Origin of the sequence: Prochlorococcus marinus str. MIT 1013 (assembly GCF_027359395.1) — a bacterium.
In the GTDB taxonomy this organism is placed as follows: Bacteria; Cyanobacteriota; Cyanobacteriia; order PCC-6307; family Cyanobiaceae; genus Prochlorococcus_B; species Prochlorococcus_B marinus_E.
Genome location: NZ_CP114778.1, coordinates 967382 through 990559 on the forward strand (window position 1 = coordinate 967382; position 23178 = coordinate 990559).

Here is a 23178-nt window from a genome sequence, read left to right on the forward strand (position 1 = left end):
TATCAGTTTGAAACACGAAGAAATTTTTTCTTTCCTACTTGCAATATTTTTCCTATGAGATCATCTGGATTATCAAATTCTAAATTAGGATCCATAATTTTTTTTCCATCAATTCTAACTCCACCTCCAATAATTTGTCTTCTTGCTTCACTGCTACTTGAACACATTTCCATCTTACTAAATAAATAAAATGCTTTAGCTGGAAAATTTACATTAGAAATTGAAGCCTCTGGTATTTCATCAAGAGATTCTTGAGAACCTAAAACTAATTTTTCAGAATTAAATTGAGCTTTTTTTGCGGCTTCAATTCCTTTAAAATTAGATGTTATTTTTAAAGCCATAAATTTTTGAACCTCTCTTGGATTTGAACTTAACTCTTTTAAGTTTTCATTAGTTAGTAAATTCAAATAACTAAAAACTAAATCATCTGGAACCTTTTCTAATTTAGAATACATAGATAATGAATCTTCATTTATACCTACAATATTGTCTAAACTTTTACTCATTTTTTGTGTCCCATCTAATCCAACTAAAATAGGCAATAGCATTCCAAATTGAGGTTTCTGTCCAAAAGCTCGTTGCAGATCTCGACCCATAGCAATATTAAATTTCTGATCTGTACCACCAAGTTCTACATCAGCATTGATTGCAACTGAGTCATATCCTTGAAGAAGAGGATAGAGAAATTCATGAAGAGATATGGGAGTACCAGATTTATATCGATTACTAAAATCTTCCTTGGCTAGCATTTGACCAACAGTTGAATTTGACAAAAGTTCTATAACTTTAGACAAATTAAGATTTTCAAGCCACTCACTATTTCTTCTAATTTCTAAGCGACTAGGAGTTGAAAAATCAAGTAATGAATCTTTGGGTTCTTTACCTAGGCCTAATTGTTCAAGATAATTCAATGCATTTGATTCAACCTCATCTTTAGAAAGCTGAATTCTAGTTTTACTCTTTCCAGTTGGATCTCCAATCCTTGCTGTAAAATCTCCGATTATAAGTACTGCAGTGTGTCCAGCATCTTGAAAAGCTCTTAATTTTCTAAAAAGAATACTATGACCTATATGAATATCAGTTCCTGTTGGGTCAATTCCAAGTTTTACTCGTAAAGGACTTTTTTTTAAAGAAGAAAGTTCTAATCTCTTTATAAAGCTTTGATCTGAATCAATTGAATCATCGTAAGGGAAAAGATCATCTAAACCTCTAGAGATCCAATTAGGTAATTCATAGAATTTTTCTAACATAGTCTAAACATTAAAAAGGTTAATAATCATTTATCCAATTCTGATTTCATTCTCACCAAAGTTTTATTCATCTGATCAAACATTTGATCTGGAGTAATCCCAAATTGACTCAACTGAGTCTTTAACTGCTCTACTGTCATTTTTGCCTGAAAATCTTCTGAAAGTTCAAATCGTTTCATAAAAACTTTATACCTCTCCATTAAATTCTCCATAGTATCAATAAACATTACTTTCCCTTCTCTATCAAATTTGCCATAATCAGAGCCTAATTGCATCAGATTCTGATAATCAGTGAAAAGTTTTTTTGCCTCTTCCTGAACAATTTCGGACTCAAAAAAACTCATATCCTTAAACCTAGAAGATAATTCAATTGCTCGATTTTGAATTCAACGACTGACAATGATTGTAGCATTGAAATCTACTAATAAGTGTAGACCATTTTCACCAAAAAACATTTGCTTAGTGAGTGTAAATAGCCACACCACCTAAAAAAAATATAATTCTTTCTCAAGTTACATAAAAACTTACTAATGAATAAAAACACTTTTTATTTGATCTTGACAAGCTAAGCTCAAACTGTTCCAACTCAAAATAATATAAAATCATGGTCATATCATAATGAAAATATTAATTAAAAATTAACTTTGATTTTAACCTTTTAAAAATGATAAAATTCGATCGACAATATAATTTATTTAACAATTTTGATTTAAATCCTTCGGAAAGAAATCATCTTAAAGATATATTTATTGAAAAAAAAATAATCAAGGAATGGCAAGAAAAAATCATTAATCATCAATCTCCCATTTTTAAATACGGCTATAAGCATATAAATCAATCTTCACTATTTGAATCTATTTCAGGAGAGTTAAACGAATCTTTCAACCCAATCGATCTTTCTCCTTTACCTTTAAGTTTTTGGAGGTGGCCAAAAGCAATGCATGAGGGACCTGCGGTTTATTTTGTAATGGATAAAATTATTGATTCTAATGAAAATATAATTTTATATATCGGAGAAACAACTTCCGCAGAAAAGAGGTGGAAAGGGGAACATGACTGTAAAAATTATCTTTCAAATTATTCGGATTCTTTGCATAAGGCAAATATGTCTTCCAGGTTTAGCATTCGTTTTTGGCTTGATGTTCCAATTAAAACCAAGGAAAGAAGAAAATTAGAGCAAAAGCTTATACAAATTTGGCTTCCACCATTTAATAAAGAGACAAGGGAAATATGGGCAACGCCTTTTACTTCTCAAAGTAATTAGTAAAAATTGTTATCATAAATACAAGTATAAAAATTAAATGCAAATTTCAGCAGTCTCCAAAGAAATTAACGAATGGTCAGGATCAGTTCTTATTGCTGGGGTTTTGGAAGGAACAATCGAAAGTCAAACAAATTTATTTAAGACTTTAATAAAAGATGATTTTCTCAGTAAAAGGTTTAATGATGAAAAGTTCGAAGGCAAAAAAAGTCAGAAGTTTTCTATTGAACTCATTGAAGGCGAAATAAAAAAAGTAATCTTTGTAGGCTTAGGTAAGGCCGAAACTCTTCAAATTAATGATCTACGTAAGGCAGCTGCAATTGGTGCTCGACAAGTTTCAGGTTATGGAAGAAAGTTAGGAATATTTTTCCCTTGGGATGCATTTGAACCTTCTTCAGCTGCTTGCGCAGTTGGCGAAGCAGTTCGATTGTCATCTATTAAAGATCTTAGATTCAAATCAGAATCAAAAAAACCTACTTCTTTAGATGAAGTTGAATTGATAGGCTTGGATACCAACACCACTAAATCAGACATTGCTGAAATAAATCCAATTTGCGATGGAGTTAAATTTGCCAGAGAGCTTGTTTCAGCCCCCCCAAATGTTCTTACCCCATATCAAATGGCTAAAGAGGCTGAAAAATTAGCCAATGATTTTGATCTGGATTTAAAAATTCTTGACAAAAAAGAGTGCGAAGATCAAGGAATGGGAGCTTACTTAGCAGTTGCTAAAGGATCAGATCTAAAGCCATATTTTATACACTTAAAATATTCACCAAAAACCGTAAAAAACAAAGTCGTATTAATTGGTAAAGGCTTAACTTTTGACTCCGGCGGATACAACTTAAAAGTAGGTGCCTCTCAAATTGAAAAAATGAAGTATGACATGGGAGGTAGTGCTGCTGTTCTTGGAACAGCAAGAGTAATCGCAGAACTTAAGCCAAGCTACACCGAGGTTCATTTTATTGTTGCTGCTTGCGAAAATATGATTAATGGTTCTGCATTGCATCCAGGAGATATTATCAAAGCCTCGAACGGAAAAACCATTGAAGTAAACAACACCGATGCAGAGGGAAGATTAACGTTAGCTGATGCTTTGGTTTATGCATGCAAACTTAAACCTGATGCGATCGTTGATCTAGCTACTCTTACCGGGGCTTGTGTTATTGCATTGGGAGATGAAATAGCAGGGTTATGGACTGACAATGATCAGCTCTCTGAACAATTAACTAAAGCTGCTGGTAAAGCTGGGGAAGGTATTTGGAGAATGCCTATGCAAGATTCATATAAATCTGGAATTAAATCATCTATTGCTGATTTACAAAACACAGGTCCTAGGCCAGGGGGATCTATTACTGCTGCATTGTTTCTAAAAGAATTTGTGAATTCAAGCATTCCATGGGCTCACATTGACATAGCAGGTACATGTTGGACTGAAAAAGACAGAGATATAAATCCAAAGGGTGCAACTGGTTATGGAGTAAGAACATTAGTTAATTGGATTAAAGAATTGAATCTCAACGCGAATTAATAAATTACTTATCTTTACCCCAGACCCTTTTTAGTCTATTATCTCTACCGCAACTCGTTCTATAAAAATTATATTTAAGTGGATTTTTAACTGCAAAGTCTTGATGATACTTCTCAGCTATCCAAAAGGCTTTTGAGTCAATAATATCAACTTTTAATTGGTCTAAGGGTATATTTAATGCAACAGAGATTTTTTCTTGACTCTCTTTTGCATCACTCTTTTGTTCTTGATTAGATGTAAAAATAACAGGTTTATATGAATCACCTCTATCACAAAATTGTCCCTTGTCATCAAAAGGATCTATATTCACCCAATACTGTTGAAGCAAGTCTTTATAACTAATAAGATTGGGATCAAAATTAACTTTTACAACCTCTTGATGACCACTATGATTTTCATAGGTTGGATTAATTAGATCTCCTCCGGAATATCCACTTTCTGCCGAAACAACTCCATCAAGTTTCTCCAGATCATGTTCTAAGCACCAAAAACAACCACCTGCAAAAATAGCTTCTTCTGATTCAGCGAATGCTTGCATCGGCCAAACTATTAATAGTTGCAAAAGCATATATGTTACTATTAATATTTTAAAGATTTTAGTCATAGGAATCATTTAACTAATAAGTCTAGAATATCTTTTGATGCTCTATCTGTAACTCCAGGTTTTCCTAATTTATCTTTCAATTTTTCATAACCAATCCTTATCTCTTCTTGTGACGATTTATCTTCAAGGATTTTTAATGCTTCATTAAAGATTTTTTCAGCTTTAAAATCCTCTTGTATAAACTCTGGTATTAACATTTTATTTAAAAGAAGATTAACTGGTGAAATATATTTAACATTGAATTGTAATAAATATCGTGCAAAAAAAGCGGTAACTCTACTCACTTTATATCCAACGATTTGTGGAACTGAGTTTAAAGCTAATTCCATATTTATTGTTCCTGACTTAGCAAAAGCTAGATTAGCAGCCGAAAACAAAAATGGCTTTATATCATCAACTTCATCCGACAATATAATTCTTCCAGATACACCGTATTTATTTAATGCATTATTTAAAATTTCATCAAATTCTTTTAAACCAGAAGGTATAAGGACAATGATTGAAGGATCCTTTTCTTGAAGAAGCTTAGCTGCTTTAAGCAATGTGGGTAAAATATATTTAAGCTCTTGTTTACGAGAAGCAGGAATAAGAAGAAGAAGTTTCTGCTCAGAGGTTAATCCTATTTTTCTGAATGATTCTTCTCTAGTAGGAATATTTCTATAGAAATCCAACATTGGATGACCTACAAATTCTACATTTCCTCCCTTATTTGAATAAAACTTAGCTTCATCTTCAAAGATAGCTAATATTTTATCTGTAAAACTAATCAAATCAGTTGTACCTGAATCACCTAATCTCCACGCCCATTCCTGAGGTGCAATATAATAAATTATTGGAATATTAGGAAACTTTTTTTTTACTTTTAACCCTAGTCGAATATTTGGCCCCATATAGTCAATTAAAACAACTGCATCAGGAGGGGAAGAACTTAAATAATTATCGATTTTTGATTGTGCATTTAAAGTTGGTAGAACATAAGGAAGAGCTTCTAAAAAGCCAATTGCCCCTATTGAAGAAGTATTAGATATTAATTGAGCCCCAGCTTCTCTCATCCTTTGACCACCTAAAGCAATTATCTCTAATTCAATTTTTCTTTTTTCTGCATTAGTCTTTAAAGCCTTTATTAATAAACTTCCTTGCAAATCACCAGAGACTTCACCAGTGCTGATTAATAACTTCATTATTTATTTATTTGGAGTTAAATAAGGCATTGGACCTCTTCTTCCTTTCCCAATAGAAAGTTCTATAAATTCACATAACCTTGCGGAGGATTGGAGTAAGTTTTCTTGTCTTGCAATTTTCAAACCATCAGAAATTACATATTCAGATTTAAATAATAAATTCCAAATTCTTTTCAATTGTAGATATTCTTCTTTATTTCCTTTATCTATACTTTTCCTTTTGATTCCAACTTTATTTAGTCCCCGCATTCTTCCTGGATGACCTTCTGCTATGCAATATGGAGGAACATCTCTATCAACTCTTGTCATGCCTCCGACCATAGCTAGATAACCAATATGAACAAATTGATGTATCCCCAAACAACCTCCAATAACAGCTCTATCTTCAACAATAACGTGACCTGCAATCTGCACACTATTAGCAATTACTACACTGTTTCCAATTTCACAATTATGTCCTAAATGTGAATAAGCCATTAATAAATTTTGATCCCCAACTATAGTTTTCTCACCTTTAAAGGTAGCCCTATTAATAGTTACACATTCTCTAAAAGTATTATTATCTCCAATTAAAACATCAGTAGAGTCTCCTTTATATTTCAGATCTTGAGGTTCTAATCCAATACATGCACCTGGGAAAATCTTATTATTTGATCCTATTTTTACTTTTCCATCAATAATTACATTTGGTCCAATCCAAGTATTGGGACCAACGATCACATCTGGACCAATAACAGCTCCTGAACCAACACATACACCTTTCCCAAGTTCAGCCTTAGGAGACACATCCGCAAAGTCATGAATATTAACTTTGTTATCTCCTATAAAACTTTCAGAGGATTCAAGTTCACTCATCACTTCAATCCACAAGAGAAAACATCAAATCTCCAGAACAAACCAACTTTTCACCAACTTTTGCTTCTCCCCTAATTTTCCCAAATCTCTTCCTTTTAATGCTTATCAATTCACAAGATATTAATAATTGATCACCAGGAACCACTGGACGCCTAAACCTAACTGAATCAATCCCAGCAAAAACAAAAAGACCTTTTGGAAGATTAGGCATTTGAGAAACAATCAAACCACCGACCTGAGCCATTGCTTCAACTATTAAGACTCCTGGCATTAAGGGTCTTTCAGGGAAATGGCCTTGGAATTGAGGCTCATTAAGAGTGACATTCTTTATGGCTATAGCTTTCTTTCCTGGATCATGTTCTATCACTCTGTCAACAAGCGCAAAAGGATATCTATGTGGCAAAAGCCCCATTATTTGCTCGCTATTTAAAACAAGAGGTTCAGAAGAAGAAATGTCAGTCAAAATAAGATTTAATTAAGTTAATGCTTTTTGAAGAGACGAAGCAAATTCCGCATGAAGAGAGTGAGACCCTTTATAAACAAAAATTTGCGCTCTAGGTAATCCAACAAAAGCTAAATCTCCAATCAAGTCAAGCAATTTATGACGCACTGGTTCGTTTAAAAATCTCAAGGGTGGATTCACCCAAGAATCACCATTACAAACCAAAGCATTTTCAAGTGCTCCGCCCTTAATTAGACCAGCTTTCTTTAATTCTTCTAGCTGATCAAGAAAGCCAAAAGTTCGTGCAGGTGCAATTTCTTTAACAAAATTATTTGGAGACAGCTCAATAGAAAACATTTGTTGTCCAATTGCCTTATATGGGAAATCAACCAACCCTATTAATTTCAATTTTTTTGATGGTATCGCAAAAATCACACTTTCTCCTTTGTTTACAAAAATTGGAGATCTTATTTCTGGCCTTGGTCTGGGAGATGATGTGGACTTAATCATTCCTACTTTTTTAATTTCCTCGATCCAACCAATAGCAGAACCATCAAGTAAGGGAATCTCAGTTCCAGTTATTTCTATATGTGCATGAGTTAAGCCTGAACCAATTAATGAAGCCAACAAATGTTCAACCGTAGAAACTTTTTTTCCATTCAGATCAAGTGTTGTACATAGAGGTGTATTCCTTACGTGCGAAATATCTATAGGAATAATCTTATTAGGTTCGTCTGAAAAAGAGATATGAAATCCAGTTAATTCTGTTGGTTTAATAATGACTGTACAGTTAAGACCTGTATGCAATCCAATACCATTTTTTTTAATTTCATTTTGAAGCGTCCAACCTTCTTCATAGTCATGAGGGAAAGAGAACACTAGAATTTCCAGCCTATTCCAATGTTATATCGCCAATTACCACTGAAATCTTGACTCGCTGCCTCTATACGAATTGGGCCAACAGGTGTATTAATGACTGCTCCAGGTCCAACAGAGAACCCAGAGCCTGGTTTCTCTAGAATTTTTCCTGGCTTCCCTGGGACATTTGATTGAGAACCGAAGTCAGATCCTGCGTCAACAAATAAGACTCCTGAAACTAGTCGCCAAATAGGAAATCTATATTCTCCTGTTGCCTCTCCAAAATTTCTTGCAACACCTAGATCACAAGAGTTCCAACCTCGAACAGAGCTTGATCCTCCTAAGCAAAATGCTTCATAAGGAGGTAGATCTCCAATGATTGTTCCAATCTTTGCTTGAAAACCTATCGATTGAGAGCAATCTGATTTTTCACCAGGCTTGGGCCGACAACCCTTATGAAACTTCAACCAATTAACAGGATAAAAACGAGAATAACTAATCCGAGTTCTATTAAAAGTCGGTGAATTCTCACCTAAACTAATAAATTGTTCAGAACCAATATTTAAATAATCTCCAGAGGTTGGATTTCTGGAATTATCTAAATTATTGTAAGTAACGGCACTTTTTAAACTAACTAATGTATTTTCTTTAGAGCAATTATATGCAACACAAATAACTTCATTCTTAGGAACTTTACCGTCTATAAAATTAGTTGATGCTACGCCATAAGGTCTTTTATCTCCGGCATAGTCTATTGGCTTAACTTTCTGGAAATTTGCACCAATAAGTACACTCCAAGGAACCTTTTTTAGAGGCTGACCACCATTTAAAGGTCTTGCGAAGGAGAAGCCTCCTCCTGTTCGCTCTAAGACAATAGAATCACCCTCATAATCAAACCAGCTAAACTGCGGTGCAGATAACTGAGCTGAAGAAACATTAGTAAATGGGCCCGTTTCAATTAAAGTATTATTATCGTTAAAGTCTAATTTTTGAGATTGATTGGTGTCATAACTTGTTAATGAATTAGGGGCTTCATATCTATCTGTAACTCCTCGAATACTTCCTCCCTCTTGACTTCTAAATTCTTGAGGAACTTCTCTACTTAAATACAATGAAGTTCTAAAAGATGTTCTATGCTTATCATTTTTAATCCAGGGATCGTATAAAGAAAGATTTAGTAGTGCTCCATATTCGCCATAAGTCAAATTCATATTTGATGACCATGCTCTTCCAACAAGATTGGACTCTTGCAATCCTATCTGTCCAAATACGCCTTGTCCTCCGCTATAACCAAGGCCTCCCGTCAAAGAGCCTGTTCTTTGCTCTGTTATACCTAGTGAAATGATTACCTTGAAAGGTTTAGAACTTACTGGCTTAAGAGTTACTTTAACATCACTAAATAGCGAGGTTGAGTATAATCTCTTGATATCTGATTCTAATTTATTTCTATTAAAAACATCTCCAACTTTAGTTATTAATTCTCTTTTGATCACCCATTTCTTTGTTTTTCCTTTTATTAACCTGCCTTTTTCGTCTTCTATATTTCCATCTTCATCTATAAAATTTATCTCAATGCCAGAGATATATCCTTCTTGAATATTAAGTTCAACTCTACCTTCTTTAGTTACACGACTTGGACCAGATATCCTTGCTAACGAGTATCCTTTATTAGTATACCAATCCTTAATTTCTTTAATCCTTATTTTCAGAGTATTGAGATTTAAGGTCTTTCCATAATCATTATTAAAAATCTCATTTAATTTTGTATTGGATAGTTTTCTTTCAAGGGGAAATATACTTATCTTATTTAATATCGGATTAGGTTCAATCTTAATCAAAAGTTTTACTCCCAGAGCACTCTGAAAAGACTCGATTTTTGCACCAGAAAACCAGCCTGTTGAATAAATTCTATCTAAATCCTTCTTAACCTCTTCACTCGTAACTTTACTGCCTGGTCTAATTAACATTGCATCATAAGCAATAACTTCCAAGCGCTCTTTGTCAGGATGATCCTCAAGTCCCTCTATAACAATCTCTGAAATTAATACTCTTTTTTCTTTAACAATATCATTATCATCTTTTGGATTTTCACCCTCAGAAATCAAAAAACCATCAAGATTTAAATTAAATTTATCATGATTTGATTGATGATTAAATTGCAAACTTTTATTCTGGTTATTTTCAATAGAAAATTGATTTTTACTTGAGATTATTGTAGAGGCTTTAGTTTCTCCAAAAAGGCTCATAAAAGGAACTGCCAAAGCAATTGCATATGCACTTTTGCTTATCAATTTTTTATTAGAGTTGGCGTGTCTTTTGAACATAAATTTCAAAGCAATCTAATTAAATGATGGAATCCTTGGCCAAGAATGATTTGCTTAAGAATCATTAGAAGAGTCTTTTTCTATACGTTTCAAAATCTCCTCATAAGCATCTATCACTCCTCCAAGATCTTGCCGAAAGCGGTCTTTGTCAAGGATTCGTCCGTTAGGGTCAGGATTTGATTTATCCCAAAACCTACAATTGTCCGGACTTATTTCATCAGCTATCACAATTTCTCCTAATGCGTTAAATCCAAACTCTAATTTAAAATCAACCAATAATAAATCGAGTGAATCAAAATATTCTTTTAAAATTTTATTTACACTTTTAGTAATTCTCTCTACCTCTTCCACCTCAGAAGGACTAATCAAATCAAGCAATTTTAATCTTCTTTCTGTAAGAATAGGGTCTGCTAATTCATCATCTTTATAATAAAAGTCGAGGAGTGGAGGGTTTAATATTGTTCCTTGACTGATTGGTGTCTCCCTACATAATGAACCTGTAGCGATATTGCGAATAACAACTTCTAAAGGTATTACATTGATTTTATCGGCAATCATGAATGTGTCCGATTGAAGTTCTATAAAATGTGTTGGAATTCCATTCAATTCAAGCAATTTAAAAAGGGCCGCAGAAATTTTGCAATTCAAGCGCCCTTTACCGTCAATCTTTGATCGTTTTTTTGCATTAAAAGCTGTAGCATCATTTTTGAACTCTATTAAAACCCTTTTTGGATCTTGACACGCAAAAACTCGTTTTGCCTTGCCTTCATAAATTAGTGATCCTTGGATATGATTCATTAATACCTCTGATATCTAATTAGTATAAATAGACAATGCTACAAAAATCACCTCAATCAAGACAAATTTATTTAAAGCCTAAACTCCAAACAACTAAATAAATTTGCTTAAAACAATGTATTAACTAATAATCAAAAGATAATTAAAGGTCCATTAAAACTATTTTTTCATTCAAGCAAGAGTAAAACTATGACAAAGAAACAAAAGGCTGAAGAATTAAAAAAGATATTAATAGTGGGAAGTGGAGGCAGAGAAAACTCCATTGCTTGGGCTCTATCAAAAAATCAATATATTGAACAAATATATGTTTCTCCTGGCAATGGTGGGACCGCCAACTTTGAAAAATGTATTTGCCTAAAACCTAAATCTGAAGATAAAAAAACAATTATTAGTGAGTGTCAAAGACTTGAAATTGATTTAGTCATCATTGGACCTGAAGTCCCCTTGGCTGAGGGTTGGGCAAATAAAATGCGTGAAGCAGGTTTAACAGTTTTTGGTCCAGGCAAAGATGGTGCTCAATTAGAGGCAAGTAAAGAATGGTCTAAAGCTCTGATGATAGAGAACAATATCCCTACAGCCAAGTACTGGTGTGCAGAATCTAAAGAAGAAGCACTAGAAATTCTTAGAAGATTTAACCAACCTCTTGTTGTCAAAGCAGATGGTCTTGCTGCAGGCAAAGGTGTCACTGTTTGTGAAACCATTGAGGAATCTAAGGAAGCAATTAAAGACATATTTTCTGGAAAGTTTGGCCCTGCAGGAAATAAAGTTATTCTCGAAGAAAAAATTGAAGGGCCAGAAGTTTCTATTTTTGCCCTTTGTGATGGAGAAAAATTAATTGTTCTTCCTCCAGCCCAGGATCATAAAAGATTATTGGATGGAGATAATGGTCCAAATACTGGCGGAATGGGAGCTTATGCACCAGCGCTTTTAATTAATGAACAAGATCTTAAAGACTTAACGGAGCTGATTCTTATCCCAACTTTAAAAGGTTTGAAAAAAAAGAATATAAAATACATAGGCGTCATTTATGCCGGCTTAATGCTCACACCCTCTGGACCAAAAGTTATTGAATTTAATTGCCGCTTTGGCGATCCAGAATGTCAAGCTTTAATGCCCTTAATGGGAGAGGAATTTGCTTCTGTCCTTTTTGCTTGCGCTCGAGGAGAGATTGAAAATGCCCCAAAACTTACATTTAACCCTGAATGCAGTGCTTGTATAGTTGCAGCCTCTAAGGGATACCCTGAAAGCCCACAAAAAGGTGACAAGATTGATATTGATGTTGAATCAAATTCTTCACTCCAAGTTTTTCACGCTGGTACCACAATCGACAAATTTGACAATATAATTGCTTCAGGTGGAAGAGTTCTCTCAATAGTCGCTCAAGGAGAAAGCTTCGACAAAGCCTTCGATTTAGCCTACTCTACTTTAAAAGGAATTAGCTTTGATGGTATGCATTATCGAAAAGATATAGGTTATCAAGTTAGAAATATTTAATCTAATTAATCTTTAATGAATAATTCAAATTTAAATAAAAATAATAATTTTTCAGCATATAAAGATGATCTCTTAAAAGATGATTTAAGTATTTTAGAAAGAATAAATTTATGGTGGTCAAGATTTAACTTAAGGTCAAAATTACTAGCATTTGGAACACTAGTAGTAAGTTTTATAATGACACTCATAACATTTTTTGCCTTAAGTAGCATACAAAAAGATGCTGGTATGAACGATACAAGATATGCAAGAGATTTAGGATTATTATTATCAGGAAATGTTACGGAATTAGTAGCGAAGAATCAAAGCAGAGAACTTTTTAACGTAGCAGAGAAGTTTTGGCGCTCAAGCAGAAACTTAAGGTACATTTTCTTTACTGACCCAGATGGCTTTGTAAAACTGGGTATTCCAGTAAGTGCAACAACTAAAGAATCTGATGTTGAAGGTGCTTTACAACTAACTAGAAAACTTCAACTACCAAGTGAATTAAAAAAACAACCTCAATTCCCATTAGTTAGGCAACATTCAACTCCACAAGGCCAGGTAACTGATGTTTTTGTTCCCATGCTTTGGAAGGGTGAGTATCTAGGCACCTTAGCTCTGGGAGTAACACCAAATAAAAAAGCTCTTGCTACAGCAGCATTAACTAGAGAAATTACTGTTGCAGTATTTATTTCTATTTGGGTTTTAGTAATAATAGGTGCAGTATTTAATGCTCTAACAATCACTCGTCCAATTAGAGAGTTAGTCATTGGAGTCAGAGAGATTGCAAAAGGTAATTTCAAATCAAGAGTAGATCTCCCCATGAGTGGAGAACTTGGAGAACTGTTAACTGGATTTAATGCAATGGCATCCAGACTAGAAGACTATGACGCTGCAAATATCGAAGAATTAAAAGCCGCCCAAGTCAAGCAGCAATCTTTAATAGCCACCATGGCAGATGGAGCGCTTCTTCTTGATGAGCAAGGAAATATTGTTTTAGTCAATCCAACTGCAAGGAGACTCTTTCGCTGGGAAGGAAGAAATCTTGAAGGTCAAAAATTATTGAATCAACTTCCTGATTCTCTTGTAAAAGAACTTGAAACACCAATAACCTCCTTATTAAACAATTTCGGAGACAGCGATGATTTGCGTTGCAATCTTGAAGAGCCACCAAGAACACTTCGTATAGTTTTAAAGTCGGTCAGAGACACAACAGGAGAGAATATCAAGGGTATTGCTGTTACAGTTCAAGATCTCACTAGGGAAGTTCAATTAAACGCAGCACAAAAAAGATTCATCAGTAATGTTTCTCACGAATTGAGAACGCCATTATTTAATATCAAAAGTTATGTTGAGACTCTTTATGATTTAGGAGAACAACTTACAAAAGATGAACAAAAAGAATTTCTGGGTGTTGCAAACTCAGAGACAGATAGGCTTACTTGCTTGGTTAACGATGTTCTTGACTTGTCCAAGTTGGAATCTGGAAGAACGATTCAATTAGAAGCACTAAGTATAAAAGAAGCAATGGAACAAACCCTAAGGAACTATAAACTTAATGCTGAGGATAAAGAGGTAGAATTAATACTAAATGTTGAAAATAATTTAGCTTTTGTTTTAGGTAATTGGGATATGCTTCTACAGGTTTTAGACAACCTGGTTGGTAATGCACTTAAATTTAGTCAAGAGGGAGGAACAATAAATTTAAAAGCCTATACATGGCCAGACATATGCGTTGCTTCTCCAGTTGATCTAGACAATAAAGCTCCACATTGTGAGATAGTATCTCCAATGCCAAAAATCAGAGTTGAGGTATCTGATACGGGATGTGGTATTTCTGAAATTGATCAGCAAAGAATATTTGAACGTTTTTACAGAGTTGAAGATTCAGTTCATACGGAAGTAGGTACTGGACTAGGGCTTTCAATCGTTAAAGGGATAGTAGATAAACACGGAAGTGAGATAAGAATGGCTAGTGAGCCAGATACTGGAACGACTTTTTGGTTTGAACTTCCTCTTGAAGACTCTGACGCTGATCAGCTATTGCTAAAATCTGAAAGAAAAAATTGGGAAATTGAAAATGATAAGTCTTTGATTAAATAAAATTACTCTTCATTTGGCTTAATGCTTTTAAAAACTCCGGGTACGTTCTCTTCAGGATTAATACGATGAGGGGCTCCGCTAAATATCTGTTCAAAGTTAGAGAATGAATCTTTAATTTCAGGTCCTTCATTAGTAATAATGTATTCACGTATCCTTTTGTCATGCCAAGATCCGCGCATCTTAAAAACATTTATTGCTCTTGCCATTTCACCTCTTATTTCTACATATTGCAAAAGCAAAATAGTATCAGTTATCGTTGAGATATGGGAATCAGTGATTGAGTGGCTTCCCATGAATTCTTCTGCAGTATTAGTAAAGAATCCCGCTATTTCTTCTTGTTTTGCATAACCAGTTACTCCAATAACAAACTGTCTAAATGCATTCAGGCTTACACCTCTCGCCAATGCAGATAGAGAATCTATTGCCATTCTGGAAGGTTTATAATCGGTAATCTCTGATTTGATAATTTGCAGATGGTCTTCCAATCCAGTTGATTCTGGATAAGCACAAATAATCTTCAATAATCCATCAGCTTCCATTTTTTCAAAATCAATCCCCCAGCTAGTTGCATTGCGAAGAAGTTGTGCTCTTGATTCTTCATATGCAAAAAGTATTGTTCTTTCTTTATTTTTGTAAGCATCTTCAACAAACTTAGAAACTAGCATTGTCTTCCCAGTACCAGTTGCACCAGTTGCAAGAATAATTGAGTCTTGGAAATAACCTCCTCCACACATTTCATCCAAATCGGGAACACCAGAACTTATGCGAATATTTGATGATCTTTGAGTCAACCTCATTGCGCCTAAAGGAAATGCAACTATTCCTTGAGGACCCATTGTAAAAGGGAACTCTCCCTTCATATGTGTAGTTCCTCTTAATTTCAAAATCTCTACAGTTCTTCTCCTCTTCTCTGCTTCTAAAACATTTCTCAAAATAACAACGTTATCAGAAACGAATTCTTCAACTCCATATCTAGCAATTGGACCATATTCATCTATTCTTTCAGTGGTCATAACAGTAGTCACACCTATTTCCTTAAGTCTTGCTATTAGTCGAAAAATCTCTCTTCTAACAACATAAATAGCGTCATATTGTTGAAAAACTGCTGTCATTGAATCTATCGCTACTCTCTTAGCTTTGAACTTTCTAATTGCATAACTGATCCTTTCAATTAATCCTGACAAGTCAAAACTTCCAGCCACATCTTGTCCATCTGGATCTGGAGATGCATCTAAAATAAAAAGTTTATTTTGGTCAATTAATTCTTGTAAATCCCAACCAAAACTTGCAGCATTTCGAATGATATCCAAAGGAGATTCTTCAAAAGTCACAAAAATGCCAGGTTCATCAAAATTACATATTCCATGATGAAGATATTGCAGAGAAAAAACTGTTTTACCAGTACCTGAAGTTCCGCTAACTAGAGTGCTGCGCGCATTAGGTAACCCACCATGACAAATATCATCAAAGCCCTCAATTCCGGTGGGGAGTTTTTGAACATGCATATTTAGTCGATGTTTTATTGAAAAACGCTGAAAGCTGTTATGTACAAAAGATAATAAACAAACACTGAGATTTGCTTAGTTATCGGTTGGTCTTAAGAATTCATTTACTTCTTGTTTAAATACTCGATTGTTTATCTGAAGAGTAAAACATTTCTTGGTCTGTTAGCTCATCATACAAAAGGTCCAATCCAATTAGCACCTTTTCTCTATCTGATAGGTCACCAATTATTCTTCGGACAGGTGGAGGTAAAATTTTAGCTAAAGTTGGCGTAGCAAGTATTTTATCTTCTTCAGCTAATTGAGGGCTTTTTAAAACATCAATAACTTTAAGAGCATAGACACCTTTGAATTCACTTTCTAAGATTTCCCTCAAAGTATTTAAAGCCCTCATTGAGTTGGGTGTATTCCCAGCCACATAAAGCTTGAGAATATATGTCTTACTTGCCTTCATTTTTAAACCTCTTAAAAATCCAGAGAACATTTGCCCTTCTTAGATCTTGACTAAGTAACCAACAAAAAGCCAGAATGTTAGTTTGTTTTTCGATTACGATTAGGGCTTAATCGATTTAAAGAAAGGAATCTCTTTTTATTTTAATTCGAGCCTTAACGTGTCACCAATAATCATGGCTGATAAAAAATCATCTTCCAAAAAGGAACCTTCACAGGATAAAACTTACGCAATAGTCGAAGCCTCTGGAAAACAATTTTGGCTTCAACCAAACCGTTATTACGATTTAGACAGATGCCATGCAGAAGTTAATGATATTTTAACTATTGAAAAGGTTCTTCTTCTTAACGATGGTAAAGATTTAAAGATTGGCAAACCTTATATAAAAGATGCGAAAGTAGAAATTAAAGTCCTTGAGCATAGAAGAGGGCCAAAAATAATTGTATATAAAATGAGACCAAAGAAAAAAACAAGGAGAAAAAATGGACATCGTCAAGAACTAACAAGAGTTTTAGTTCAATCAATTTCAGTAGGATCAAAAACTAAAAAAGCAAAAGAGACAAAAGATGCCAAAAACAGTGCTAGTAAAGTAGAATCTTAATAAATAAATTAAAAGATTACATAAATCATGGCTCATAAGAAAGGTACCGGATCAACTAGAAATGGAAGAGACTCAAACTCCAAAAGGCTTGGTGTAAAAGCTTATGGTGGTGAGAAAGTTACAGCTGGATCTATTCTTATTCGCCAAAGAGGTACCTCTATCCTTCCAGGAATCAATGTAGGTAGGGGCAAAGACGATACTCTTTTCGCTCTAACTGATGGTTCAGTGCATTTTGAAAGTATTCGTAGAGGCCTAAGGAATAGAAAGAGAATTAATATCTCCACTGGGAAAGCAATCTAGTTTATTTATTTAATGGTTTATAAGCTCGAGTAGTAATTAAAAAAGGATGGAAAACCTCTAGGTAGTTTAATTGTAATGTAGAAAAGAAATTCTCAATCAGACTAGGGTCATCGAAATGGAAAGGATATTCTCCATTCTTTCCTTTGTAAAAATACCAATTCATTAAAGCTATTCCTTTAGGAGAAAGTTTTTCCAAAAATATTTTTAATTGTTTTGCTGGATTTGGAAGATGTTCAAGAACATCCAAGCAAACAAGAGAGTCAAAAATCACATCTGATGTGCTTTCTAAGTCTCTAAAAACTGAAATCTTATTTTCGATACCCAATTCCTTAGACCTATGTTCTACAAAACTTCGGTTTTGAGGATTGAGGTCCACAAACCAAACATGCTCAACATCTGGTAAAAACGCAGCGGCCAGAGCATGTGTACCAATTCCACCACCAAAATCTAAAACTTTTCCAGAAGCAAATTTTTGTTGTAGACGAAGCGTGTCAGCTATGTAATTAGAACTATTTAAATGCCAAGATGCTAGATCTATTAAATGAGCATCTCCAACTTTTTCTTCGTAAAAATCGCATGCATTGTCCTCAGTAAATGCACCTGGATGTAGAGCTGCCAATTCATCAACACCATTGAGTAACCTTTTATCTAATTGATCATTATTAATTTGAAGGAAATCAATAAGGTGTTTTCTTAAATTGAAGCCGTCTTTAATGAAGCGGGAAATACTTAGATCTGAATTGGTCATATTATTTGGCTCGCTGAACACACTGAGTTATAACTTTAAATGTTCAGGGTTACTTGAACAATATTTTCATGCAAGCCTCAACTTACTATATTAATTTTGGAAAAACCTTTTGGATTTGTTGTCATTGATAAGCCTGCTGGGCTTTCTTCTCATGATTGCGTGAATAGACTTAGAAAGGTATTTGGTATCAGAAAAGTTGGGCATAGTGGAACTTTAGACCCCTCAGTCACTGGTGTACTTCCAATAGCGATAGGTGATGCAACAAGACTAATATCTTATTTACAGGGCTCTAAAGCTTATAAAGGAATAATTCAGTTAGGTGCAACTACAAACACCGATGATTCGCAAGGAGAGATTATAGAATCAAGAATTTGGCCATTAATTAGCAAGAACAATTTAAATAATCTACTAGACAATTTTAGAGGTGAGATATTACAAAGACCACCTATATTTTCAAGTGTTCACCTTGAAGGAGAAAGAGCATATAAGAAAGCAAGAAGAGGAGAAAACTTTGATTTATCACATAAGAAAATTACAATAAATAAATTAAATTTAATAAGCTGGGCTCAAAATAAAGGTGAGTTAGTAATTGAAGTTGATTGTTCAACAGGAACTTACATTAGATCTTTAGCTAGAGATATAGGAGATAAAATTGGATGTGGTGCTTACTTAAAGAAATTACGACGTACAAAAGCTTATAATTTCAATGAAAATGATTCAGTATTACTTCCAGAAAAATCAGAATTTCACCCTGAGCAAAGTAAGCCTAAAATTATGAATCCAAACAAATATTTTGAGCATCTTCCTTCTTTCCAATTACGTTCAAATGAAGAAATAACAAGCTGGTGTTGTGGAAGGAAGATAAACTTTCAGAATGATATTGAACGCTTAAAGTTAGCGAATAAGAATGGGAGTGAAGATAGTATATATGATAATAAAGTATTAGTATTTAACTTAGATAAAAATATCGCAGGCATAGCAGATTTAGAAGAAGGTTTTACACTTAAACCCAAAGTTGTTTTCAATGCAATTGGATAGAAATAATTATATATAAACCTTAAATTTTTTATAGCTACTTAACTATTATTTTAAAAAGTCTTTATTTGTACTCCAGTATAATAGTGTTTGAGGATCTTATGAAAACTTGCTCCCCTCTCAGCCATAGCCCTAGCACCCCATTGACTCATTCCAACTCCATGTCCAGCGCCATAACCTTTCACTAATAAAAAATAATCTATTGGAATTACTGGAAGAGGGTAAGGTGCAAAATCAGAATCTAATTTTTTATCTAAATTGAATTTATTTTTGCCATAAATATAATTAATTTTCATCATCTTATCATCTTGGTTGATTTGATTAAATTTCAAATTTAAATCAAATTTATTACTTAGTAATTTTAATTTTTTTCTTAAAGTTCTACCAGAAATATTTTCATTCCCTTTGGGCCCGTAAAGTCTAACCTTTAAGACTCTATCAGTATTACTTTTTTTTATAATTTGAATACTATTTAGTCCGCCCAAACCGGAAAATATTTGATCTAATTCTGAAGAACTAATTTCTTTTGTCCATCTATATTTTATACTATTTTGATCATAATCAACAACACTCCTTAGATAAGGTAATTGATACTTCCAGACTTGACCACTATTCTCAGTTCTACCGCCAGAACTACTATGAAAAACTGCCTCTATAAGTTCATTTTTATAAAATAAAGCAAGTGAACTTGTACTTTTAACTGCTCTATTTATTTTTGCCGTTTCAGCTTCAAGTCCTAAATAAACTTGACTGGCTTGAGTTGAATGAATATCAAAAAATTGATTCTTACCTAAAAGTTTTAAAGCATAAGTCCTAGCTGCAATTGCTTGAGCTTGAAGTGCTGCAATTGGGAATTCTTTAGGCATTTCACTACCAACAACACTTTTTAAATATTTTTCTAATTTTAAATAATTTATTATTTGCAACTTATTATCATTTAATGAAACTCTTAATTCTCCCGCATATCTTCTATTTTTATACCAAATACCACGCTCATGATTATTTTTAATTATTAAATTAAAGTTCTTAGGTAATTCAAACCATGAATTCAGATTGTTATTTAGAGAATAGTTAGCACTACCATTACTGTAAATTATATTTATAGATTTTATAGGTCTTTGTTTAGAAGAAATCCCTTTAACAAAAATAGATTTGGAGCCATCCGCTCTAAATCTCGCCTTGTTTTCTTGACCAATTAAGACACGTATTAATGGCTCTTTTGCACCAATTGCCTTTAATGGAGAGATGAAAAATATAGCGATAAAAACAATGGTCCATCTTGAATTACTTTTAAGTGATGTGCTCACAATAAAAATTGAATTTAGGTACTAATTCTGCCTATAAGAAGGTAGATCTACCAGTGGCCAAAGCTATGAATGGCACCATGTATTAAATGAGGAAAGCTTGCAAGTAACTTTTTTAGGAACAAGCTCAGGAGTTCCAACACTAACTAGAAACGTATCAGCGATGGTACTAAAGCCTCCACAAAGATCAGATTTGTGGTTGTTTGATTGTGGCGAAGGTACTCAACATCAGTTCATACGAAGCAATCTTAAGTTATCTCAAATAAAAAAAATATTCATAACTCATATGCATGGTGATCATGTGTATGGCCTCCCAGGACTTCTAGCCAGTATTGGGTTGGCTGGAAGCAGCTCTGGCATTGAGCTTTATGGACCAGAACCTCTTAAAAATTTTATTGATTCTTGCTTATTCAACAGTTCAAGTAGATTATCTTACTCTTTAAAATTCCATAAAGTCGAAAATTCTGCTATTCAAAAAGAAATTTTATTTGAAGATTCCGATTTAGAAGTAAAAGCTGCTCCACTCAAGCATCGAATCCCATCTTTTGCCTACAGAGTGGATCAGAAATCTAGACCTGGCCGATTCAACATAGACAAAGCAAAATCACAAAAGATACCTCCTGGCCCTGTATATGCTGCACTCCAAAGAGGAGAGGAAGTGCGCTTAGAAGATGGACGTACTTTTTCTGGGAAAGAATTCTGCGGACCTTCTAGAACTGGCATTAGCTTGGTTTACTGCACAGATACTGTTTATACAGAATCCGCAATAGAAATTTCGAGAGAAGCCGATCTATTAATTCATGAAGCTACATATGCTTATCAAGAAACCGAGATGGCTTATCAACGCGGTCATTCAACTGCCACCATGGCGGCACAAATTGCTGCAAAAGCGAACGTAAATCAATTAATTTTGACTCATTTGAGCCCGAGATATACCCCTGGGAATGAAACAAGTCCTAATGATTTGCTTAATGAAGCAAAAGCAATATTTCCAAATACCCAGTTGGCGAAAGACTTTTTACAAATTGACCTAAAAAAACGCTGCAACAGTTCTTGATCCCTTTGCCTATGAAATGCCACTACATGAAACAATGGTCGGGTTTGGTGCTTCCGTCAATCGCTGGCGTTATTAATGGACTCTCTTATTTCTTCTCTTAAACGGTCCCTTACAAGACTCTTTGTTTTGATACCTGTGCTTGTAAGTCTCAGTATTAGTCCTCTTTCTGTAAGTGCCTTGTATCCCAGCGACCCTTCTTCAGTGGAGACCTTAGATACAAGCTTGGCTGGTCAGGACTTACAAAATACAGAATATGTAAAATACGACTTATCAGGAAAAGATCTTGGTGGGGCGAATTTCACTGGGGCTTATTTCAGTGTCTCAAGCTTGAAGGACTCTGATCTAACAGGCGCAAACATGACTAATGTTATTGCCTATGCAACAAGGTTTGATAATGCAAACCTTACAAATGTAAATCTCACAGGTGCAGAATTACTAAAAAGTATTTTTGATGGTGCGACCATTGATGGTGCTGACTTTACTGATGCTGTATTAGATAGAAGTCAACAAAAAAACCTATGCAAAGTAGCTACTGGTAACACAGCCGATAGTCTTGGTTGTAGCACCACAGCTGCTGGATATGTTCCTGCGACAAAAGGTCAAGGTTTCAATCCAGGTACATAAATTTATCTAAAAATTTATTAACCAATAAAAAAAGGGCTAAGGGCCCTTTTTTTATTGGTTAATTTAAGATCTAACTTTTATCACTTTGTGATAAGAAAGAAAGCCGCTGCCGCTCCTCCGACTGCAAACATTGGCAGCCCAACAAGCAAATGTGAGGTACCAAAGCCAAAGCCTTTTTGACGCAATATAAAATAGCCAACCCCAGCAGCTCCAGCCGCTAAAGGAATAGCAGCAGTAGCCGCAGAAGCAACAGCGTGATAGTCGAAGTTCATCCCTGTGTTGAAATTTATTTACTTACAATTATCCTTCAAATTTGTGAAATGGTATGAACTTATCCGTGAAATGCTTCATATCTTCATCACTTTAAATTCAAATACAATTTCAGTTGACAAAAAACTTTCCATTTTTTGTACATTCATGCCAGAAGAGGTGCAATATTTGAACTATCTCTAGAACGAGGATGTTTGCTATACCACCATTCCTGAATATTTGAATCTAAACGACGAGAAAATAAAGTCAAAACTGTTGTTGTTGGTTTCACTCCTGGCTGGATAATCTCAACAGAATATGATGGGCATTTTTGTGCAGCAATATCAGCAACCAATCTTTTCCCAATTCTTCTCCAGCTAGGTTCTTTACTTCGCCATGAGAGCCTACAACAAGGCCAAGGTAATTCCTCTCGATCATATAGACGACAACATGGGCCTAAGACCCTAAAACTAAATTGGCCGCCAAGACTTGAGTGAATAGAGCCATGATCTAAAAGACCTTGAACTTTATCGGTTGGCAAAACTTCTGAAGTCAATTAATCCCTAAATAATTTTATTTGCGCCCATGAGCACACAAAACAGATGTTGGCGAGAAAGAAGATATTTG

General features: G+C 34.3%; 24 protein-coding genes. 9 read left to right on the forward strand and 15 right to left on the reverse strand.

Annotation, left to right across the window (positions count from 1 at the left end; translation table 11 throughout):
* Window positions 1-2 precede the first annotated feature (2 nt).
* Together tyrS and O5633_RS05905 are read right to left on the reverse strand one after the other, a co-directional pair.
* Entirely contained in the window at window positions 3-1250 is a 1248-nt protein-coding gene (tyrS, locus tag O5633_RS05900) for a tyrosine--tRNA ligase (protein ID WP_269611208.1), read from the reverse strand.
* Window positions 1251-1276: 26 nt separating this feature from the next.
* Window positions 1277-1594, reverse strand: coding sequence for a DUF1825 family protein (locus tag O5633_RS05905; RefSeq protein ID WP_011295249.1), 318 nt, complete (start codon window positions 1592-1594; stop codon window positions 1277-1279).
* Window positions 1595-1914: 320 nt separating this feature from the next.
* Here O5633_RS05905 and O5633_RS05910 point away from each other — a divergent pair, with 320 nt between their 5' ends.
* Both O5633_RS05910 and O5633_RS05915 read left to right on the forward strand, forming a co-directional pair.
* On the forward strand, window positions 1915-2514 hold the full coding sequence (locus O5633_RS05910; RefSeq protein WP_269611210.1) for a GIY-YIG nuclease family protein: 600 nt from the start codon (window positions 1915-1917) through the stop codon (window positions 2512-2514).
* A gap of 37 nt (window positions 2515-2551) precedes the next feature.
* Window positions 2552-4039, forward strand: a complete 1488-nt coding sequence (locus O5633_RS05915) for a leucyl aminopeptidase (protein ID WP_269611211.1) — start codon at window positions 2552-2554, stop codon at window positions 4037-4039.
* A 4-nt stretch (window positions 4040-4043) separates the two neighbouring features.
* Here the strand turns inward: O5633_RS05915 and msrA are convergent, their stop codons facing one another.
* The 7 genes from msrA to purC all read right to left on the reverse strand — a co-directional run bounded on the left by msrA (window position 4044) and on the right by purC (window position 11101).
* The gene (msrA, locus tag O5633_RS05920; RefSeq protein WP_269611213.1) at window positions 4044-4652 is read right to left on the reverse strand and encodes a peptide-methionine (S)-S-oxide reductase MsrA; all 609 of its coding nucleotides are present in this window, start codon (window positions 4650-4652) and stop codon (window positions 4044-4046) included.
* The gene (gene lpxB / locus O5633_RS05925) at window positions 4649-5824 is read right to left on the reverse strand and encodes a lipid-A-disaccharide synthase (RefSeq protein ID WP_269611214.1); all 1176 of its coding nucleotides are present in this window, start codon (window positions 5822-5824) and stop codon (window positions 4649-4651) included. Before lpxB ends, msrA begins: the two co-directional genes overlap by 4 nt.
* Before the next feature lie 3 nt (window positions 5825-5827).
* Window positions 5828-6679 (reverse strand): acyl-ACP--UDP-N-acetylglucosamine O-acyltransferase, encoded by an 852-nt coding sequence (gene lpxA, locus O5633_RS05930; protein WP_269611215.1) that lies wholly within the window; start codon window positions 6677-6679, stop codon window positions 5828-5830.
* A 4-nt stretch (window positions 6680-6683) separates the two neighbouring features.
* Window positions 6684-7091 (reverse strand): 3-hydroxyacyl-ACP dehydratase FabZ, encoded by a 408-nt coding sequence (gene fabZ, locus O5633_RS05935; RefSeq protein WP_269611322.1) that lies wholly within the window; start codon window positions 7089-7091, stop codon window positions 6684-6686.
* A gap of 63 nt (window positions 7092-7154) precedes the next feature.
* Window positions 7155-8000, reverse strand: a complete 846-nt coding sequence (gene lpxC / locus O5633_RS05940; protein WP_269611217.1) for a UDP-3-O-acyl-N-acetylglucosamine deacetylase — start codon at window positions 7998-8000, stop codon at window positions 7155-7157.
* Window positions 8000-10303, reverse strand: coding sequence for a BamA/TamA family outer membrane protein (locus O5633_RS05945; RefSeq protein WP_269611218.1), 2304 nt, complete (start codon window positions 10301-10303; stop codon window positions 8000-8002). Before O5633_RS05945 ends, lpxC begins: the two co-directional genes overlap by 1 nt.
* A 54-nt stretch (window positions 10304-10357) precedes the next feature.
* Window positions 10358-11101 (reverse strand): phosphoribosylaminoimidazolesuccinocarboxamide synthase, encoded by a 744-nt coding sequence (gene purC, locus O5633_RS05950; protein WP_269611219.1) that lies wholly within the window; start codon window positions 11099-11101, stop codon window positions 10358-10360.
* A gap of 189 nt (window positions 11102-11290) precedes the next feature.
* On the opposite strand from purC, the gene purD reads away from it, so the two are divergent.
* Both purD and O5633_RS05960 read left to right on the forward strand, forming a co-directional pair.
* On the forward strand, window positions 11291-12595 hold the full coding sequence (gene purD / locus O5633_RS05955) for a phosphoribosylamine--glycine ligase (protein WP_269611220.1): 1305 nt from the start codon (window positions 11291-11293) through the stop codon (window positions 12593-12595).
* A gap of 15 nt (window positions 12596-12610) precedes the next feature.
* Entirely contained in the window at window positions 12611-14680 is a 2070-nt protein-coding gene (locus O5633_RS05960; RefSeq protein WP_269611221.1) for an ATP-binding protein, read from the forward strand.
* A 2-nt stretch (window positions 14681-14682) separates the two neighbouring features.
* Here the strand turns inward: O5633_RS05960 and kaiC are convergent, their stop codons facing one another.
* Both kaiC and kaiB read right to left on the reverse strand, forming a co-directional pair.
* Window positions 14683-16185 (reverse strand): circadian clock protein KaiC, encoded by a 1503-nt coding sequence (gene kaiC / locus O5633_RS05965; RefSeq protein ID WP_269611222.1) that lies wholly within the window; start codon window positions 16183-16185, stop codon window positions 14683-14685.
* A gap of 115 nt (window positions 16186-16300) precedes the next feature.
* Window positions 16301-16636, reverse strand: coding sequence for a circadian clock protein KaiB (gene kaiB / locus O5633_RS05970; protein WP_269611324.1), 336 nt, complete (start codon window positions 16634-16636; stop codon window positions 16301-16303).
* 172 nt (window positions 16637-16808) lie between these two features.
* Here kaiB and rplU point away from each other — a divergent pair, with 172 nt between their 5' ends.
* Window positions 16809-17234, forward strand: a complete 426-nt coding sequence (gene rplU, locus O5633_RS05975; RefSeq protein WP_269611223.1) for a 50S ribosomal protein L21 — start codon at window positions 16809-16811, stop codon at window positions 17232-17234.
* Window positions 17235-17261: 27 nt separating this feature from the next.
* Window positions 17262-17534 (forward strand): 50S ribosomal protein L27, encoded by a 273-nt coding sequence (gene rpmA / locus O5633_RS05980; RefSeq protein WP_269611224.1) that lies wholly within the window; start codon window positions 17262-17264, stop codon window positions 17532-17534.
* A 1-nt stretch (window position 17535) separates the two neighbouring features.
* Here the strand turns inward: rpmA and O5633_RS05985 are convergent, their stop codons facing one another.
* Entirely contained in the window at window positions 17536-18282 is a 747-nt protein-coding gene (locus tag O5633_RS05985) for a class I SAM-dependent methyltransferase (RefSeq protein WP_269611225.1), read from the reverse strand.
* Between the two features lie 96 nt (window positions 18283-18378).
* Between O5633_RS05985 and truB the strand changes: the two genes are divergently transcribed.
* Window positions 18379-19320, forward strand: coding sequence for a tRNA pseudouridine(55) synthase TruB (gene truB, locus O5633_RS05990; protein WP_269611227.1), 942 nt, complete (start codon window positions 18379-18381; stop codon window positions 19318-19320).
* Between the two features lie 50 nt (window positions 19321-19370).
* Here the strand turns inward: truB and O5633_RS05995 are convergent, their stop codons facing one another.
* The gene (locus tag O5633_RS05995; RefSeq protein WP_269611228.1) at window positions 19371-20624 is read right to left on the reverse strand and encodes a SpoIID/LytB domain-containing protein; all 1254 of its coding nucleotides are present in this window, start codon (window positions 20622-20624) and stop codon (window positions 19371-19373) included.
* Window positions 20625-20721: 97 nt separating this feature from the next.
* Here O5633_RS05995 and O5633_RS06000 point away from each other — a divergent pair, with 97 nt between their 5' ends.
* Entirely contained in the window at window positions 20722-21678 is a 957-nt protein-coding gene (locus O5633_RS06000) for a ribonuclease Z (protein WP_269611229.1), read from the forward strand.
* A 75-nt stretch (window positions 21679-21753) separates the two neighbouring features.
* The gene (locus tag O5633_RS06005; RefSeq protein ID WP_269611230.1) at window positions 21754-22302 is read left to right on the forward strand and encodes a pentapeptide repeat-containing protein; all 549 of its coding nucleotides are present in this window, start codon (window positions 21754-21756) and stop codon (window positions 22300-22302) included.
* 80 nt (window positions 22303-22382) lie between these two features.
* Here the strand turns inward: O5633_RS06005 and O5633_RS06010 are convergent, their stop codons facing one another.
* Window positions 22383-22574: a hypothetical protein gene (locus tag O5633_RS06010; protein ID WP_158467090.1), complete on the reverse strand. Its 192-nt coding sequence runs from the start codon at window positions 22572-22574 to the stop codon at window positions 22383-22385.
* A gap of 143 nt (window positions 22575-22717) precedes the next feature.
* On the reverse strand, window positions 22718-23107 hold the full coding sequence (locus tag O5633_RS06015; protein WP_269611231.1) for a hypothetical protein: 390 nt from the start codon (window positions 23105-23107) through the stop codon (window positions 22718-22720).
* Window positions 23108-23178: the final 71 nt, after the last annotated feature.

What these genes read in the sequence shown, in the direction of transcription:
- purD (WP_269611220.1), top strand. Translation starts at nt 11,291, where the DNA reads ATGACAAAGAAACAAAAGGCTGAAGAATTAAAAAAGATATTAATAGTG.
- lpxA (WP_269611215.1), bottom strand. Translation starts at nt 6,679, where the DNA reads ATGAGTGAACTTGAATCCTCTGAAAGTTTTATAGGAGATAACAAAGTT.
- O5633_RS05910 (WP_269611210.1), top strand. Translation starts at nt 1,915, where the DNA reads ATGATAAAATTCGATCGACAATATAATTTATTTAACAATTTTGATTTA.
- rplU (WP_269611223.1), top strand. Translation starts at nt 16,809, where the DNA reads ATGGCTGATAAAAAATCATCTTCCAAAAAGGAACCTTCACAGGATAAA.
- purC (WP_269611219.1), bottom strand. Translation starts at nt 11,101, where the DNA reads ATGAATCATATCCAAGGATCACTAATTTATGAAGGCAAGGCAAAACGA.
- rpmA (WP_269611224.1), top strand. Translation starts at nt 17,262, where the DNA reads ATGGCTCATAAGAAAGGTACCGGATCAACTAGAAATGGAAGAGACTCA.
- kaiC (WP_269611222.1), bottom strand. Translation starts at nt 16,185, where the DNA reads ATGCATGTTCAAAAACTCCCCACCGGAATTGAGGGCTTTGATGATATT.
- kaiB (WP_269611324.1), bottom strand. Translation starts at nt 16,636, where the DNA reads ATGAAGGCAAGTAAGACATATATTCTCAAGCTTTATGTGGCTGGGAAT.
- O5633_RS05985 (WP_269611225.1), bottom strand. Translation starts at nt 18,282, where the DNA reads ATGACCAATTCAGATCTAAGTATTTCCCGCTTCATTAAAGACGGCTTC.
- fabZ (WP_269611322.1), bottom strand. Translation starts at nt 7,091, where the DNA reads ATGGGGCTTTTGCCACATAGATATCCTTTTGCGCTTGTTGACAGAGTG.
- O5633_RS05960 (WP_269611221.1), top strand. Translation starts at nt 12,611, where the DNA reads ATGAATAATTCAAATTTAAATAAAAATAATAATTTTTCAGCATATAAA.
- lpxB (WP_269611214.1), bottom strand. Translation starts at nt 5,824, where the DNA reads ATGAAGTTATTAATCAGCACTGGTGAAGTCTCTGGTGATTTGCAAGGA.
- msrA (WP_269611213.1), bottom strand. Translation starts at nt 4,652, where the DNA reads ATGATTCCTATGACTAAAATCTTTAAAATATTAATAGTAACATATATG.
- O5633_RS05945 (WP_269611218.1), bottom strand. Translation starts at nt 10,303, where the DNA reads ATGTTCAAAAGACACGCCAACTCTAATAAAAAATTGATAAGCAAAAGT.
- O5633_RS06005 (WP_269611230.1), top strand. Translation starts at nt 21,754, where the DNA reads ATGGACTCTCTTATTTCTTCTCTTAAACGGTCCCTTACAAGACTCTTT.
- O5633_RS05915 (WP_269611211.1), top strand. Translation starts at nt 2,552, where the DNA reads ATGCAAATTTCAGCAGTCTCCAAAGAAATTAACGAATGGTCAGGATCA.
- O5633_RS05905 (WP_011295249.1), bottom strand. Translation starts at nt 1,594, where the DNA reads ATGAGTTTTTTTGAGTCCGAAATTGTTCAGGAAGAGGCAAAAAAACTT.
- tyrS (WP_269611208.1), bottom strand. Translation starts at nt 1,250, where the DNA reads ATGTTAGAAAAATTCTATGAATTACCTAATTGGATCTCTAGAGGTTTA.
- O5633_RS06010 (WP_158467090.1), bottom strand. Translation starts at nt 22,574, where the DNA reads ATGAACTTCGACTATCACGCTGTTGCTTCTGCGGCTACTGCTGCTATT.